Below are 15,034 nucleotides of genomic sequence, written 5' to 3'. Positions count from 1 at the left end.
CCGTCCGGGTTCGGACGACGGGCGCGATGTTCTTCGGCATGGCCTTAAGGCCAAGCTTTTGTTCCGACTCGGCTATTTCGCCTTGCGGGCGGGTTTGCGACCGCCTTGGCCCAGGCCCATCTGCTTGGCCAGGTTCGAACGCGCCTCGGCGTAGTTCGGGGCCACCATCGGGTAATCCTTGGGCAGGTTCCACTTCGCCCGGTACTCTTCCGGGGTCATGTCGTACTTGGTGCGCAGGTGGCGCTTCAGCGACTTGAACTTGCGACCGTCCTCCAGGCAGATCAGGAAGTCGGGCGTGATCGACTTCTTGACCGCGACCGCGGGCTCCTTGGGAGCCGGGGCGGGTTCGACCGCCGGCGCGCCGACGCTGGCGAGCGCCGTGTGAACTTGGTGGATCAGCGCCGGCAGGTCCGCCGTGGAGACCACGTTGTTGCCGACATAGGCCGAGACGATCCCTGCGGTCATCTCGATCAGGTCGGATTGATCTTCCATCATGGCCTCGCCCGTCGACAAATCTTTTTGTTGATGCGGCTGATTCCTGGATCAGTCGAGGGCTGCATACAAAGATTGGATGCGCCCGGCAATACGGCCTCTACAAAGAGATCGTGCGTAATCTTGCAGTGTTCATGGACTGGACATGACCCGCTAGAGGTTGTGTCCCGCATATTGAGTTCCTGAACGACGTCCAGCGAACACGTTGAGATACCAAAGATATCCCGAATTTAACGACCGAAGTCGCGCGACAGCGCCAGCATCGCCGCCCGCTGCGGCGCCGAGTATTCGTCGACGGCGGCCTCGTCGCCGTCGCGGATAGCCTTCAGCAGGGCCGGCGTCAGGGCCGAGGTCAGCGACCAGTTCCAGTAGCGCAGCACCGTCTGGGCGCGATCGACGGCGATGGAGTCGTAGACCGTCAGCACCCGCTCCAGGGCGTGGTCGGTCTGGCCGCTGCGGTCGACGTCCTGGCGGCGCAGGCCGCGCCACAGCAGGCGCACGTTGTTGCGCGGCAGGCCGGTGGCCTTGCAGAGAATGGCCAGGGGCTCGCCGCCCGGATCGGTGAAGATCTTGGCGCCGGTCATCGGCTTCAGGCCCGAGAGATAAGAGATCTCCTCGGCGATCTCGCGGGTGATGCCGCTCTCGCCGGCGGCGACGGCGGCGTCCAGGCTCTCGAAGGGGCTCTTGGCGATGGCGGCGCGGTTGCGCTGGCGGCGCTCGATGAACTGCAGGGCCTTGCGCGACAGCGGGTCCTGCCAGCCCTCGGCCGAGGCCAAGGCGAAGACGTCGCCGACGGCGTCCTGCAGGATCTCGCGCGACACCGCGAAGCGCTGGAGGATGGTCTTGCGCGCCTCGGCGTCGGCCCACCAGAACATCACGTAGGCGTGGCTGGGCCGCAGCTCGGGCCGGCGCAGCAGCATCGGGATCAGGTACTGGGCGTCGCGGGTGGCGGCGACGATGTTCTCGACGCCCTGGTGGCTGAACTTGACCAGCTCGTTGCGCAGCAGGGCCTCGATGACCGGCGACTCGCCCATGTCGATCAGGGCGTCGGCCACCACCTCGCTGACCCCGCGCCGCTGGGCGATCAGCCGGCGGTGATCGATCGAGGACTGGTAGAGGCAGGCGATCAGGTCGGCGTCCGACAGCTTCTCGCACTCGAGCAGCAGGGCGCGCGCCACCGGCAGTTCGTCACGTAGCAGCAGACGCACCAGCACGCCGGGGATCTCGACCAGCATGGCCAGGCGCCGGGCGACCTTCTCGCGCTCGCCGACATTGGCGTCGCGCAGCATCTCGACCAGCAGGTCGGCGGTCATCGAGCGTTCGAAGGCGTTGATGCGGCTGGTCGGCAGGCAGACCACGTCCGCCAGCCGCTTGAGCAGGGCCGTGCGCGAGCGCGGCGCGGCCCGTGGGGCCTCCGGCTCTTGGAACGACGACAGGGACGCGGGCTCGCTCATCGGACCAACAAGATCAGATCGTGCTTAACGACCGATGAGCGAGAGGCGCGACAAACTCACCGGAATTCGGGTTCTTCCCACTCCGGCCAGATGTCGGGCAGGTCGGTCGAGACCTTGTTCGGATAGACGGGGCTGCGCTTCTCCAGGAACGAGGTCACGCCCTCCTTGGCGTCGCCGGACGCGCCGCGCGACTGGATGGCCCGGCTGTCGGCCTTGTGCGCCTCCATCGGGTGGGCCGCGCCGGCCATCCGCCACAGCAGCTGGCGGGTCAGGGCGACCGAGACCGGAGCGGTGTTGTCGGCGATCTCGCGCGCCAGGGCGCGGGCGGCGGGCAGCAGGTCGTCGGGCGCGTGCAGCGAGCGGACGAGGCCCTTCTCCAGCGCCTCGGACGCCGGGAACACGCGGCCGGTGTAGCACCACTCCAGCGCTGTCTGCAGACCGACCAGGCGCGGCAGGAACCAGCTGGACGCGGCTTCCGGATTGATCCCCCGGCGGGCGAAGACGAAGCCGAACTTGGCCTCGGTCGAGGCCAGGCGGATGTCCATCGGCAGCTGCATGGTCACGCCCACCCCGACCGCCGCGCCGTTGATCGCGCCGATGATCGGTTTCAGGCTCTCGTACATCCGCAGGGTCACGCGGCCGCCGCCGTCGCGATAGACGTCGCCGACCTTGCCCTCCTCGCGCTCGACCGCCTGGGGCGAGGAGCGATCGAAGGTCGATCCGCCGCCGCCCAGATCGGCCCCCGCGCAGAACGCCCGGCCCGCGCCGGTGATGATCACGGCCTTCACCGCGTCGTCGGCGTCGGTGACGTCCAGCACCTCCAGCATGTCCTTCATCATCCGGGCGGTGAAGGCGTTCATCCGCTCCGGACGGTTCAGGGTGATCGTCGCGATCCCGTCCTCGACGGCGTACAACAGGGTCTCAAAGGTGGGTTGCGACATGGGTTCTCTCCGCTTTTCAAGCAGTCAAACATGCGTATGAATTGAGGGCAATCGCCGAAAGCGCCCCCTCCGTCTCGATGCGTATCCGCATCGATCCACCTCCCCCGTTTCACGGGGCAGGAGAAGAGCGCTCCCTCCTGCCCCGCTTGCGGGGGAGGTGGCGCGGCGCCGATAGGCGACGTGACGGAGGGGGCGCTCGGCCCCTACCCCCGCCTGACCCCCAGCTTGCTGATCGCGTGCACGAAGTTGTTCGGGGCGATCTCGATGTTCCCCGTCCACGTCAGGTCCGGGAACCGGGCCAGGATCTGGCGGTAGGCCTCCTCCAGCTGGATCTGGGCCACGCGCTTGCCGATGCAGGTGTGAGGGCCGTAGCCGAAGGCGATGTGCTTGTTGGCGTTGGCCCGCGTCACGTCCAGCGTGTCCGGCTCGGGGAACATCTCCGGATCGCGGTTGGCCGCGCCGTAGTACATCACGACCTTCTCGCCCTCGCGGATCAGTTGGCCGTCGACCTCGACATCGGCGGTGGCCGTGCGGCGCATATAGATCACCGGGCTGACCATGCGGATGAACTCGTCCACCGCGCCGCCCAGCAGCGAGGGATCGTCGATCAGCTTCTGCTTCTGGTCCGGAAACTCGGTCAGCAGCTTCATCGCGCCCGACAGGGTGTTGCGGGTGGTGTCGTTGCCGGCGAACACGATCAGCAGCCACGAGCCGTCGAGATATTCGTCGGCGAGCAGCGAGCCATCGACCTGGGCGCGCGCGATGGCGGTCATCAGGTCTTCCTTCGGGTCCTCGCGCCGCTTCAGCAGCATCCGGCGGCCGTACTCGAACATCTCCTCGACGCCGTTGTTGAAGTCCTGGACGAACTGCATCAGCTCAAGGGTCGGGGCGATCGGGGCGGCGGCGTTCTGCACCGCCAGGTCCTGGGCGCGTTCCAGATAGTGCATCCAGCCGAGGAACTTCTGCCGGTCCTCGGGCGGCACGCCCAGGATCTCGCACAGGGTGAACAGCGGCAGGATCGAGCTGAAGTGCTCGACCATGTCGATCTCGGCGCCATCGGCCAGCAGCGGCTCCATCTCGTCGAGCAGCCGCGTGACCTCGGCCCGCACCCGCTCGGTCAGGCCGCGCAGGTAAGCCGGGGTGAAGTACGGCATGTGCTCGCGACGCAGCTGCAGGTGATGCGGCGCGTCGAGATTGATCATGGTGTCCATCGACGCCCGGAACAGCAGGGCGTGGCGCTTATCGGGCGGGCCCATCGACATCAGGATGCCGCCGCGCTGGGACGAGAAGGTCGCCGGGTCGCCATTGACCCGCTGGACGTCCTCGTACTTGGTCAGGGCCCAGAAGCCCGGACCATTGAACGGCTCGGCGTGCCACATGACCGGCGCGTCGGTCCGCATCCGCGCGAAGTCGGCCCAGGGCTGGCCCTTGGTGAAGCGGAAGATGTCGGCGAGGTCGACGCCGCTGAGCGTCGGATAGGTCGGCGGCGCACCCGGACCGGCGATGCCGTCCACCACTGTCTGGCTGATCAGGTCCATGTCGCGCCTCCCGTTTTTGAACGCCGTTCTTTGAGCCGACGATAACCCGGAAACGCGACGGAGGAACGGCGCCGCGACGGCAACTTGCGCGATCCCGAAAGGTGGGCGCATCCTCCAAACTTAACGCCGATCACGCGGGACACACGCGGGCGGCCAAGGGAGAGAGCGATGGCGGGGATCATCGAGGCCGACTACGTCATCGTGGGCGCGGGCTCGGCCGGCTGCGTGCTGGCGGCGCGGCTGTCCGAGGGCGGCAAGTTCAAGGTCGTGCTGCTGGAGGCCGGCGGCGACGACCGGCCGACCAAGAACCTTTCCCAGTTCGCCTCGAACCTGATGATCCACATCCCGGTCGGCTACTCGTCGACCTTGAAGGATCCCAAGGTCAACTGGCTGTACCAGACCGAGCCGGACCCCGGCACCGGCGGGCGCACACACGTCTGGCCGCGCGGCAAGGTGCTGGGCGGCTCGTCCTCGATCAACGGCCTGCTCTACATCCGCGGCCAGCACGCCGACTATGACGGCTGGCGGCAACTGGGCTGCGAGGGCTGGGGCTGGGACGACGTGGCCCCCTACTTCCGCCGCGCCGAGCACCAGGAGCGCGGCGACTGCGACTGGCACGCCACGGGCGGGCCGCTGAACGTCTCGGACGTCACCACCAAGCACCCGGTCTCGGACGCGGTGATCGAGGCCTGCGAGCAGGCCGGCATCCCGCGCAACGACGACGTCAACGGCGGCGAGCAGGAGGGCGCGACCTATTACCAGCTGACGGTCAAGAACGGCCAGCGCTGCTCGGCGGCGGTGGCCTATCTGCACCCGGCCATGAACCGCCCGAACCTGACGGTCGAGACCAACGCCCTGGCCGGCAAGGTCTTGTTCGAGGGCAAGCGCGCGGTCGGCGTCGAGTTCATGCAGAACGGCGTCAAGCGCGTGGCCAAGGCGCGCGGCGAGGTGATCCTGGCCGGCGGGGCGATCAACTCGCCCCAGCTCCTGCAGCTGTCAGGCGTGGGTCCCGCCGAGCTTCTGCTCCGCAACGGCGTGCCCGTGATCCAGGACCTGCCCGGCGTCGGCGAGAACCTGCAGGACCACTACGTCATGAGCGTCCGCTATCGGCTCAAACCCGGCGTCGTCTCGGTCAACGAGCAGTCCAAGGGCGGTCGCCTGGCCGGCGAGGCGCTGCGCTACCTGTTCCAACGCAAGGGCCTGCTGACCCTGTCGGCGGCGCACATCGCCGCCTTCTGCAAGTCGCGTCCTGACCTCTCCGGACCCGACATCCAGTTCCACATCCTGCCGGCGACCATGGACCTGGAGAAGCTGGTCAACGAGCAGAAGATGGAGCTGGAGAACCAGCCCGGCCTGACCATCGCCCCTTGCCAGCTGCGCCCCGAAAGCCGCGGCCACGTGCGGATCAAGTCGGCCGATCCCAGCGTCTACCCGACCATCTTCGCCAACTACCTGGCCGACCCGCTGGACCAGGAGGTCGCGGTCGCCGGCCTGAAGTGGGGCCGCAAGATCGGCGAGGCCGCCGCGCTCGCGCCCTACATCGAAAGCGAGATCAATCCGGGCCAGGAGGTCCGCACGGACGAGCAGTTCCTCGACTATGCCCGCCTGTCCGGCTCGACGATCTACCACCCGGTCGGCACCTGCCAGATGGGCCACGGGCCGATGGCCGTCGTCGATCCGCAGCTGCGCGTGCGTGGGGTCGAGGGCCTGCGGGTCGTCGACGCCTCGGTCATGCCGCGCCTGGTCTCCGGCAACACCAACGCCCCCACGATCATGATCGCCGAGAAAGCCAGCGACATGATCCGCGAAGCCGCCCGCGCGCCCGTCGCCGCTTAGGAGGAGAAGCCCAGATGCACCCCTACCTCCACGCCCAGTCCCAAGGCGACAAGGCCGCCTACATCATGGCCGGCTCCGGCGAGGTCGTGACCTACGCCCAGCTGGACCAGCGCTCGAACCAGGGGGCGCATCTGTTCCGCTCATTGGGCCTCAAGCAAGGCGACGTCATCGCCATCCTGATGGAGAACAACGCCCGCTTCTTCGAGGTCGCCTGGGCGGCGCAGCGGGCCGGGCTGTACTTCGTCTGCGTCTCGACCAAGCTGACGCCGGCCGAGGTCGAGTACATCCTGAAAGACTGCGGAGCGAAGGTGTTCATCACCTCGACCGCCATGGGCTCGTTGATCGACGAGATCCCGGCGCTGGTCCCCGACATGACCCTCTATGCGGTCGGCGGCCCGCACGGCGCCTATGCCGGTTTCGAAGAGGCCCGCGCCGGCGAGCCGACCACGCCGATCGCCGACGAGAGCGCCGGCTCGGACATGCTCTACTCGTCCGGCACCACCGGCCGGCCCAAGGGCGTCAAGCCGGCCCTCAGCGGCGGCCCGATCGACGCGCCCAATGCCTTGCAGATGATGGCCCAGGGCCTGTTCGGCTTCAGCGGCGACAGCATCTACATCTCGCCCGCCCCGCTCTACCACGCCGCCCCGCTGCGCTGGTGCATGACCGTCCACAAGCTGGGCGGCACGGTGATCGTGCTGGAGAAGTTCGATCCGGAAGCGGCCCTGGCGCTGATCGAGCAGCACAAGGTCAATTGCGGCCAGTTCGTCCCGACCCACTTCGTGCGGATGCTGAAACTGCCCGAGGAAGTCCGGGCCAAGTACGACGTCTCCAGCATGAAGTCGGCGATCCACGCCGCCGCCCCCTGCCCCGTGCCGGTCAAGGAGCAGATGATCGCCTGGTGGGGCCCGGTGATCTACGAGTACTACGCCGGCACCGAGGGCAACGGCTTCTGCTGGATCAATTCCGACAACTGGCTGGCCCACAAGGGCAGCGTCGGCCAGGCGGTGCTGGGCGAGCTGCGCATCTGCGACGACGCCGGCGACCCGGTCCCGCCCCGCACCGAGGGCGCGGTCTACTTCGCCAACGGCCCGGCGGTGAACTACCACAACGCCCCCGACAAGACCGCCGAGAGCTACAACAAGCACGGCTGGACCACGCTGGGCGACGTGGGCTGGGCCGATGAAGAGGGCTACCTCTACCTGACCGACCGCAAGAGCTTCATGATCATCTCCGGCGGGGTGAACATCTATCCGCAGGAGATCGAGAACCTGCTGATCACCCACCCCAAGGTCGCCGACGCCGCCGTGGTCGGCGCCCCGTGCGAGGAGATGGGCGAGAAGGTCGTGGCCGTCATCCAGCCCATGGACCACGCCGAGGACCAGACCGCCCTCGCCGCAGAACTCCTGGCCTTCGCCCGCGCCAACCTCAGCCACGTGAAGTCGCCCAGGCGGATCGACTTCATGGCCGAACTGCCCCGGCACCCGACCGGCAAGCTCTACAAGCGGCTGATCCGGGACGCCTACTGGGGCAAGGGCGAAAGCCGGATCGTCTAGGCGTCAGCCCGAATACGTATATTCGGGCTTGCCGTAGACGCCGACGAGATCGACGGCGTAGGTCGCGCCGTCCATGAGGTCGGCGAGGAAGGCGTCGTTGGACTTGGCGTAGACGCCCACGTCCTCGGTCGCGGCCGCCGCCAGCAGGAAGCCGACCATGGCCGCCTTGGTGCCGATGCCGGTCGGGCCGTCGCCTCCGTAATAGGCCAGGTAGTCGACCCGCGTGTCGATCAGGCTGTGGACCTTATCGTCGGTCGGCGTCGCGCCGAAGATGGTCTTGTAGGCCTCCTTGGTGGCGTCGAAGAGGCTCATCGCCCCGTACTTGGCCGTGAAGCTGTCCTTGGCCTCGCCGTTCTTGCCCAGATTGACCGCGAAGTTGATGTAGCGGTTCACGGTGTCGAACTTGGCGTAGTAGGCGCTGTTCAGGTTGGTCGTGTTGGGGCCAGTCGCCGAAACCAGATAGTCGAACCCCGCCTGGGTCGGGACCTTGCCGGTGAAGAACTCGTAGTTGAGGGTCGCCACCGAGGTCGTCGAGACCGCGGCCTTGGCCAGGGCGACGCCCAGGCCCGCCGTGTTCAACTGGCCGCTGGAGACCTTGGGGTAGAGGTCGGCCAGCAGGGTCTGGGCCGAGGCCTCGCTCGGCTGGGCGCGCATGACGTTGGCGACCGCCTGGCTGAGGGCGAGGCTCCCCAGGGTCAGGGTCTTGTCGGTGAAGGCGGCGAACTCGACGTCGCGCAGCGTGTCGATCTCGGTCGTGTGGCCCGTGCGCAGGTCGGCGATCTTCCAGCCGGTCGCGCCGACGGTGATTGCGTAGGACGACGCCTTGTCGGTATAGCGCACCGTGTCGATACCGGCCCCGCCGTCGATCGTGTCGGAACCGCCGCCGCCGGTGATGTCGTTGTTGGCCGCATTGCCGGTGATGACGTCGTCGCCGTCGCCCGCGATGACGTTCTCGATGGTGACGCCATAGGCGATGCCGAGATTGCCCTCGCCGGTATAGAGGTTCCCCTGCTTGACCAGGTCGTTGACGAAGAAGGCGATGTCGATGGTCGTGTTGGGGTAGACCGACTTCCAGTAGGCGATCTGGTCCGCGGCCGAGAAGATGTCGATGCTGCTGTAGGAGCCGGGAGTCAGGTCGATGATCGACGCCCGCTTGTGGCCGGTCAGATCGAGGGTGTCGGTCCCGCCCGCGTCGTAAATGGTCTTGATGACCGCCTTGTCGCCGTCGAACGTGTAGCGGTCGTCGCCGGTCCGCGTTTCCGAATTGGCCCCGTACATCGCCTGCAGGACCAGGATGTCATAGACCATGTAGCCGTCGGTCTGGACGACGTTGGACCTGAGCTGAGGGGCGCCGTTCTGCAGCACCATGCCGAACTGGGTGAAGTTCGGGTACGGCGTGTACGACATGACCGAGTTGCGGCCGTTGTCCAGCTCGGTGGGGATCACGCCCAGGTCGTGCGGGTGATAGAGGCCAAGGGCGTGCCCGACCTCGTGCAGGATGGCCACCCGCAGCCGATCGCCGCCGATGTCGTTGCCGATGCCGTTCTGGAAGTCCCGCATGCCCTGGCCTAGCCAGACATCGCCGGCGGCCGCCGACGCGCCCGGGAACGAGGCATAGGCCGCAACGCCCTGGGACGGCATGTCGGTGAAGGCGACCCGGATCTGCCCGGTGGCCGAAATGTCGTCCGTCTCTTCCAGCGGCGTGGCGATCAGGCTGCCGATATAGTTCATGTGCTGGCGGAAGAACGCTGCCTGGCCGGCCGAGAGCACCTCATAGCCCGGCAGCGTCGACTCCTGCCCGCCGGTGGTCCACACGCTGCCCGCCTTCGGGATGCTGTAGGTGATGGTCGGGGTGGTCCAACGGACGCCCGGCTGGCTCATGCCGGCGATGATCTGGTCGGTCGTTATCGAAGGCATGGAAACTCACGCTGGGAACGAAGCAACATCGAAACCAAAGGCGTGACGCTCGACGCGTGTCAATGTCTGGTTGAGCTTCGAACCGTCGCGCTGGCGGTTTTTGTTCATTCGCGCTGCTACCGTCGGCCCAAGGCAGCGCTACCGTTGCCCCAAGGCCCAAATGCCGTAAGGCTCCGGCGCATGTTCGCCGCCCTGCTCGACCGCCTGCCCAAGACCGCCACCGCGCCGTTCTGTCCGGCCGAAGTCCGGGGCGCGGTCGCCGTGCCCGACGGCCTGCCGGCCTGGAAGCGGATGCTGCGGGTCGCGGGCCCCGGCCTGCTGGTCAGCGTCGGCTACATGGACCCCGGCAACTGGGCGACCGACATCGAGGCCGGGTCGCGCTACGGGACCTCACTGCTGTTCGTCGTCGTGCTGTCCAGCCTGGCGGCGATCGTGCTGCAGACCCTGTCGATGCGGCTGGGCCTGGTCACCGGCAAGGACCTGGCGCGGATGTCGCGCGAACGGTTCGGGCCGCGCACGGTCAAGGTCCAGTGGCTGCTGGCCGAACTGGCGATCATCGCCTGCGACATCGCCGAGGTGCTGGGCTCGGCCCTGGCCTTCAAGCTGCTGCTGGGCATCCCGCTCTGGGCCGGCGTGCTGCTGACCGCGCTCGACACGGTCATCGTGCTGGGGCTGAAGGGCAAGGGCTTCCGGCAACTGGAGGCGATCATCCTGGGCCTGATCTCGACGGTCGGGATCTGTTTCCTGGTGCAGTTGATCCTGGCCCCGCCCAACGCCGGCGATGTGGCGCGCGGGCTGGTCCCATCCCTGGATGCCCTGAAGCAGGGCAACGCCCTCTACTTGGCGATCGGCATCCTGGGCGCGACGATCATGCCGCATAACCTCTACCTGCACTCGGCGATCGTGCAGACGCGGGTGACGCCGGCCGACGAGCCGGGCAAGCGCGCCGCCATCCGCCTGTCGACCATCGACACCGTCGTCTCGCTGGTCCTCGCCTTGTTCATCAACGCCGCCATCCTGGTGCTGGCGGCCTCGGCGTTCCACGGCACGGGCCTGACGGAAGTGGCCGGCATCGAGGAGGCGCACAAGCTGCTGGCCCCGGTCACCGGCGGGGTGCTGGCCGGCGTGCTGTTCGCCATCGCCCTGTTCGCCTCGGGCCAGAGCTCGACCTTCACCGGCACCATCGCCGGCCAGGTGATCCTGGAAGGCTTTCTCGATCTGAAGATCCCCTGCTGGCAGCGGCGGCTGATCACCCGGGGCCTGGCCATCGTGCCGGCCCTGATCGGCGTGCTGACCCTGGGCGAGCACTCGGTCGGCAAGCTCTTAGTGCTGACTCAGGTGGTGCTGAGCGCTCAGCTGCCGTTCGCCATCTGGCCGCTGCTGCGCTTCACCGACGACAAGGCGCTGATGGGGGCTTTCGCCAATGGCTGGATCACCAAGATCGTGGCCTGGTTCCTGTTCGTGGTGATCTCGGCGGCGAACGTCTGGCTGGTGGTGTCGACCTTCTCCGGTTGACCCGCGACGCCTTGACTGGTCTCTATCCGAACAACTGTTCGAGGGAGAAAATACCATGAAGGAAGTCGCCTACGCCGACGTCGCCAGCCTGGTCGGCCAGGAGATCGGCGTGTCCGACTGGGTCGAGGTCACCCAGGAGCGCGTCAACCTGTTCGCCGAGGCCACCGGCGATCACCAGTGGATCCACGTCGACGTCGAGCGCGCCACCCGCGAGATCGGCGGCCCGATCGCCCACGGCTACCTGACCCTGTCGCTGATCCCGATGCTGGGCGCGGACATCCTGCGCGTCACCGGCGTCACGCGCGGCATCAACTACGGCTGCGACAAGGTCCGCTTCACCGGCATGGTCCGGGTCGGCAAGCGCGTGCGCATGCGCCAGAAGCTGCTCTCGGCCGAACCCAAGTCGGGCGGCCTGCAGATGAAGAACGAGTGCACCATCGAGATCGAGGGCGAAGAGCGCCCGGCCTGCGTGGCCGAGACGATCTCGGTGATCTACGGGGCCTGATCGGCCTCTGGCCGAAAACGAGGTTTAGCTGTCATTTCCCCTGGCGGCCGTTCGCGATAGCGGGCGGGACCACCGCCAAGGGATTTGCATGCTCGAGCTCCGTCCCAACTGCGAACTCTGCGACGTCGATCTGCCGCCGGACGCCCTGAACGCCCGCATCTGCAGCTACGAGTGCACCTACTGCGCCGCGTGCGCCGACGAGGTGCTGCGCAACGTCTGCCCGACCTGCGGCGGCGGCCTGGCGCCGCGACCGATCCGCCCCAAACAGGCCTACCACCATCCGCATATTTCACTGGGCCTGGGCTTCCACCCCGCGAGCGATTCCCGCAAATACACACGCTGGAGTCGAGACGAGATCGCCGCCATGACCGCGCGGCTGAAGGACGTCCCTCCAGAGGAGCGCTGAACGATGGCCAAGCAGCACGACTACACCAGCCTGATCGAATGGACCGGCGACCGGGGCGACGGCACGCGCACCTATCGCGGCTACGACCGCACCTGGACCATCGCCACACCCGGCAAGCCGCCCGTCCCCTGCTCCAACGACCCGCTGCTGGGCGGCGACCCGACCCTGCACAATCCCGAGGACCTGCTGATGTCCTCGCTCAGCGCCTGCCACATGCTGTGGTACCTGCACCTGGCCTCGAACGCCGGGATCGTCGTGCGCGGCTACCAGGACCAGCCGATCGGCGTCGGCGAAAGCACCCCCGACGGCGCCGGCCGCTTCCTGAGCGCCACCCTCAAGCCCCACATCAAGGTCGAGCGCGGCGCGGACCTCGCCAAGGCCGACGCCATCCACCACGAGATCCACAAGGTCTGCTTCATCGCGCGGTCGGTGAACTTCCCGGTGGCGTATGCGGCGACGTATGAAGAGGTGGACGCCTAGGTTCAGGAGGGCGCATTAAACGTCCCTCTCGCACAGGGATGATCCATGACCTCCAAAGCCCGCGCCGTTCTGCTGTCGCTCCTGCTCTGCGGTGTCGCCGCGCCCGTGCTGGCGCAGACGGTTTCGCCGCCCATCCCGGCGATCCTGAAGACGCCCGAGGCGCGGGACATCCACTCCTACGCCCAGCCGCTGGTCGCGCGGGTGACGCACGTCGACCTGGACCTGACCGCCGACTTCAAGGCCGAGCAGATGAAGGGCAAGGCCTCGCTCGACATCGCCGCCGCGCCGGACGCCAAGGAAGTGGTGCTCGACACCAAGGGCCTGGCGATCCACGGCGTCACCGACGCCTCGGGCAAGGCCCTGCCTTGGACGGTGGGCAAGGCCGATCCGATCCTGGGCGCGCCGCTGACCGTGACCTTGAACGGCGCCAAGCGCATCGTCGTCCGCTATGACAGCGCCCCGGGCGGCGCGGCGCTGCAGTGGCTGACCCCGTCGCAGACGGCCGGCAAGAAGAGCCCGTACCTGTTCAGCCAGGGCGAGGCGATCCTCAACCGCAGCTGGATCCCCACCCAGGACAGCCCCGGCATCCGCCAGACCTGGACCGCCCGCATCGTCGCGCCCAAGGGGCTGAAGGCGGTGATGAGCGCCCAGATGCTCACCCCCAACGGCGAGCCGTTGGCGGACGGCAGCCGCGCCTATCGCTTCAAGATGGACAAGCCGGTGGCCTCGTACCTGATCGCCGTGGCGATCGGCGACCTGACCTTCACGCCGCTGGGCAAGCGGACCGGCGTCTATACCGAGCCGTCGGTGATGAAGAAGACCGCTAACGAACTGGTCGATGTCGAGAAGATGGTCGCCGCCGCCGAGAGCCTCTACGGGCCCTATGCCTGGGGCCGCTACGACCTGCTGGTCCTGCCGCCGTCGTTCCCGTTCGGCGGCATGGAGAACCCGCGCCTGACCTTCGCCACCCCGACCATCATCGCCGGCGACCGCTCGCTGGTCAGCCTGGTGGCGCACGAGCTGGCGCACTCGTGGTCGGGCAACCTGGTGAACAACGCCACCTGGTCGGACTTCTGGCTGAACGAGGGCTTCACCGACTATTTCGAGAACCGGATCATGGAGCGGCTGTACGGCAAGCCGCGCGCCGACATGCTGGCCGACCTGGGTTGGAGCGACCTGCAGGCCGCCATCGCCGACGCCGGCGGTCCGACTGGAGCAGACACCCGGCTACACCTCGACCTGACCGGCCGCGATCCCGACGACGGCATGACCGACATCGCCTACCAGAAGGGCGCGACCTTCCTGCGCACCATCGAGAAGGCCGTCGGCCGGCCGCGCTGGGACGCCTATCTGAAGAGCTACTTCGCCCGCCACGCCTTCCAGAGCCAGACCACGGCCGGCTTCGTCGCCGACCTGCGCCAGAACCTGATCAAGGGTGACGCCAAGCTGGAGAGCCAGATCGGCATCAACAAGTGGGTCTATGAGGTCGGGCTGCCGGACAACGCCGTGCACGTGAAGTCCGCCGCCTTCCCGGCCGTGGACGCCCTGGCCGAGGCCTACGCCAAGGACGGCGCGGCGCCGCTCGCCAAATGGAACGCCTGGAGCACGCCCGAGCGCACCCGCTTCGTCGCCAGCCTGCCGCGCAAGCTATCCGACGAGCGCCTGGCGACGCTGGACAAGGCGCTGGGTCTATCGGCCCAGGGCAACAGCGAGATCCGCTTCGTCTGGCTGGAGCTGGCCGTGGCCAATCGCTACCAGCCGGCGGTGAGCTCGCTGGAGGCCTTCCTGACCGACCAGGGCCGCCGCAAGTTCGTGGCCCCGCTGTTCAAGGACCTGATGGCGCAAGGCGACTGGGGTCAGCCGATCGCCAAGCGGGTCTATGCCAAGACCCGGCCGCTCTATCATGCGGTGACGAGGCAGACGGTCGATACGATCGTGAAGTAGGAGCCGCTTAGCGCCCCCTCCGTCACGATGCGTATCCGCATCGCGCCACCTCCCCCGTTTCACGGGTGAGGAGAAGAACTCCCCTCCTGCCCCGCTTGCGGGGGAGGTGGCGCGGCGCCGATAGGCGACGTGACGGAGGGGGCGCTCTGCAGAGCCCAAAACAAAACGGCCGCCGGATCGCTCCGGCGGCCGCTTTCGTCAGTCATAGGCGGGCGTTCACTTCTTGATCGCGTCGCCGATCTTGTCCTGAACCTGGCCGACCTTGTTCTGCACGTCGCCCTTGGCCTTCTGGGCCACGCCCTCGGCTTCGAGACGTTCGTTGCCGGTGGCCTTGCCGACGCCTTCCTTGACGGCGCCCGCGGCCTTGTCGATAGCGCCTTCAACACGATTGGTGCTCATGGCTCGCTCCTGCTTGCTGGTTGTTGTGCGTTGCAGAAGAAACGGGCTGAGCGC

The 15,034-nt window shown here is 67.5% G+C and carries 13 protein-coding genes and 2 pseudogenes; 9 read left to right on the top strand and 6 right to left on the bottom strand.

Annotation, left to right across the window (positions count from 1 at the left end; translation table 11 throughout):
* Window positions 1–72 precede the first annotated feature (72 nt).
* The 3 genes from AC07NI_RS16670 to AC07NI_RS16660 form a co-directional block, all read right to left on the bottom strand.
* Entirely contained in the window at window positions 73–492 is a 420-nt protein-coding gene (locus AC07NI_RS16670; RefSeq protein ID WP_494622244.1) for a Ros/MucR family transcriptional regulator, read from the bottom strand.
* A 230-nt stretch (window positions 493–722) separates the two neighbouring features.
* Window positions 723–1,946 carry a DUF2336 domain-containing protein gene (locus AC07NI_RS16665; protein WP_494621093.1) on the bottom strand — a complete coding sequence of 408 codons (1,224 nt, stop codon included), beginning with the start codon at window positions 1,944–1,946 and terminating at the stop codon, window positions 723–725.
* Between the two features lie 56 nt (window positions 1,947–2,002).
* Entirely contained in the window at window positions 2,003–2,887 is an 885-nt protein-coding gene (locus AC07NI_RS16660) for a crotonase/enoyl-CoA hydratase family protein (protein WP_494621091.1), read from the bottom strand.
* Between the two features lie 40 nt (window positions 2,888–2,927).
* Here AC07NI_RS16660 and AC07NI_RS16655 point away from each other — a divergent pair, with 40 nt between their 5' ends.
* Window positions 2,928–3,062 (top strand): hypothetical protein, encoded by a 135-nt coding sequence (locus AC07NI_RS16655; RefSeq protein ID WP_494622242.1) that lies wholly within the window; start codon window positions 2,928–2,930, stop codon window positions 3,060–3,062.
* Between the two features lie 28 nt (window positions 3,063–3,090).
* Here the strand turns inward: AC07NI_RS16655 and AC07NI_RS16650 are convergent, their stop codons facing one another.
* Complete coding sequence (locus AC07NI_RS16650; protein WP_494621089.1) at window positions 3,091–4,425, bottom strand: cytochrome P450; 1,335 nt, start codon at window positions 4,423–4,425, stop codon at window positions 3,091–3,093.
* Between the two features lie 168 nt (window positions 4,426–4,593).
* Here AC07NI_RS16650 and AC07NI_RS16645 point away from each other — a divergent pair, with 168 nt between their 5' ends.
* Window positions 4,594–6,261, top strand: coding sequence for a GMC family oxidoreductase (locus AC07NI_RS16645; RefSeq protein WP_494621087.1), 1,668 nt, complete (start codon window positions 4,594–4,596; stop codon window positions 6,259–6,261).
* 14 nt (window positions 6,262–6,275) lie between these two features.
* Entirely contained in the window at window positions 6,276–7,814 is a 1,539-nt protein-coding gene (locus AC07NI_RS16640) for an acyl-CoA synthetase (protein WP_494621085.1), read from the top strand.
* Between the two features lie 3 nt (window positions 7,815–7,817).
* Here AC07NI_RS16640 and AC07NI_RS16635 read toward each other — a convergent pair whose 3' ends face one another.
* Complete coding sequence (locus AC07NI_RS16635) at window positions 7,818–9,731, bottom strand: M10 family metallopeptidase C-terminal domain-containing protein (protein WP_494621083.1); 1,914 nt, start codon at window positions 9,729–9,731, stop codon at window positions 7,818–7,820.
* Window positions 9,732–9,911: 180 nt separating this feature from the next.
* Here AC07NI_RS16635 and AC07NI_RS16630 point away from each other — a divergent pair, with 180 nt between their 5' ends.
* From AC07NI_RS16630 to AC07NI_RS16605, 6 genes and pseudogenes are all read left to right on the top strand, one after another.
* Window positions 9,912–11,246, top strand: coding sequence for an Nramp family divalent metal transporter (locus AC07NI_RS16630; RefSeq protein ID WP_494621081.1), 1,335 nt, complete (start codon window positions 9,912–9,914; stop codon window positions 11,244–11,246).
* 55 nt (window positions 11,247–11,301) lie between these two features.
* On the top strand, window positions 11,302–11,751 hold the full coding sequence (locus tag AC07NI_RS16625) for a MaoC family dehydratase (RefSeq protein ID WP_125156076.1): 450 nt from the start codon (window positions 11,302–11,304) through the stop codon (window positions 11,749–11,751).
* Between the two features lie 88 nt (window positions 11,752–11,839).
* Window positions 11,840–12,157 (top strand): DUF1272 domain-containing protein, encoded by a 318-nt coding sequence (locus AC07NI_RS16620; RefSeq protein ID WP_494621079.1) that lies wholly within the window; start codon window positions 11,840–11,842, stop codon window positions 12,155–12,157.
* A gap of 3 nt (window positions 12,158–12,160) precedes the next feature.
* Window positions 12,161–12,637, top strand: a complete 477-nt coding sequence (locus tag AC07NI_RS16615) for an OsmC family protein (protein ID WP_494621077.1) — start codon at window positions 12,161–12,163, stop codon at window positions 12,635–12,637.
* Between the two features lie 45 nt (window positions 12,638–12,682).
* Entirely contained in the window at window positions 12,683–14,581 is a 1,899-nt protein-coding gene (locus tag AC07NI_RS16610) for a M1 family metallopeptidase (protein WP_494621075.1), read from the top strand.
* 11 nt (window positions 14,582–14,592) lie between these two features.
* Window positions 14,593–14,705, top strand: a pseudogene (locus AC07NI_RS16605) (hypothetical protein); the annotation flags it as partial.
* Window positions 14,706–14,783: 78 nt separating this feature from the next.
* Here AC07NI_RS16605 and AC07NI_RS16600 read toward each other — a convergent pair.
* Window positions 14,784–14,980 (bottom strand): annotated as a pseudogene (locus AC07NI_RS16600) (CsbD family protein).
* Window positions 14,981–15,034: the final 54 nt, after the last annotated feature.

The organism is Caulobacter sp. GW821-FHT10E02 (assembly GCF_059415225.1).
The sequence above is the reverse complement of the archived record's forward strand: the minus strand, read 5'-3'. Positions and strand labels throughout refer to the sequence as shown.

What these genes read in the sequence shown, in the direction of transcription:
- AC07NI_RS16625 (WP_125156076.1), top strand. Translation starts at nt 11,302, where the DNA reads ATGAAGGAAGTCGCCTACGCCGACGTCGCCAGCCTGGTCGGCCAGGAG.
- AC07NI_RS16650 (WP_494621089.1), bottom strand. Translation starts at nt 4,425, where the DNA reads ATGGACCTGATCAGCCAGACAGTGGTGGACGGCATCGCCGGTCCGGGT.
- AC07NI_RS16615 (WP_494621077.1), top strand. Translation starts at nt 12,161, where the DNA reads ATGGCCAAGCAGCACGACTACACCAGCCTGATCGAATGGACCGGCGAC.
- AC07NI_RS16635 (WP_494621083.1), bottom strand. Translation starts at nt 9,731, where the DNA reads ATGCCTTCGATAACGACCGACCAGATCATCGCCGGCATGAGCCAGCCG.
- AC07NI_RS16660 (WP_494621091.1), bottom strand. Translation starts at nt 2,887, where the DNA reads ATGTCGCAACCCACCTTTGAGACCCTGTTGTACGCCGTCGAGGACGGG.
- AC07NI_RS16640 (WP_494621085.1), top strand. Translation starts at nt 6,276, where the DNA reads ATGCACCCCTACCTCCACGCCCAGTCCCAAGGCGACAAGGCCGCCTAC.
- AC07NI_RS16630 (WP_494621081.1), top strand. Translation starts at nt 9,912, where the DNA reads ATGTTCGCCGCCCTGCTCGACCGCCTGCCCAAGACCGCCACCGCGCCG.
- AC07NI_RS16665 (WP_494621093.1), bottom strand. Translation starts at nt 1,946, where the DNA reads ATGAGCGAGCCCGCGTCCCTGTCGTCGTTCCAAGAGCCGGAGGCCCCA.
- AC07NI_RS16610 (WP_494621075.1), top strand. Translation starts at nt 12,683, where the DNA reads ATGACCTCCAAAGCCCGCGCCGTTCTGCTGTCGCTCCTGCTCTGCGGT.
- AC07NI_RS16645 (WP_494621087.1), top strand. Translation starts at nt 4,594, where the DNA reads ATGGCGGGGATCATCGAGGCCGACTACGTCATCGTGGGCGCGGGCTCG.
- AC07NI_RS16620 (WP_494621079.1), top strand. Translation starts at nt 11,840, where the DNA reads ATGCTCGAGCTCCGTCCCAACTGCGAACTCTGCGACGTCGATCTGCCG.
- AC07NI_RS16670 (WP_494622244.1), bottom strand. Translation starts at nt 492, where the DNA reads ATGGAAGATCAATCCGACCTGATCGAGATGACCGCAGGGATCGTCTCG.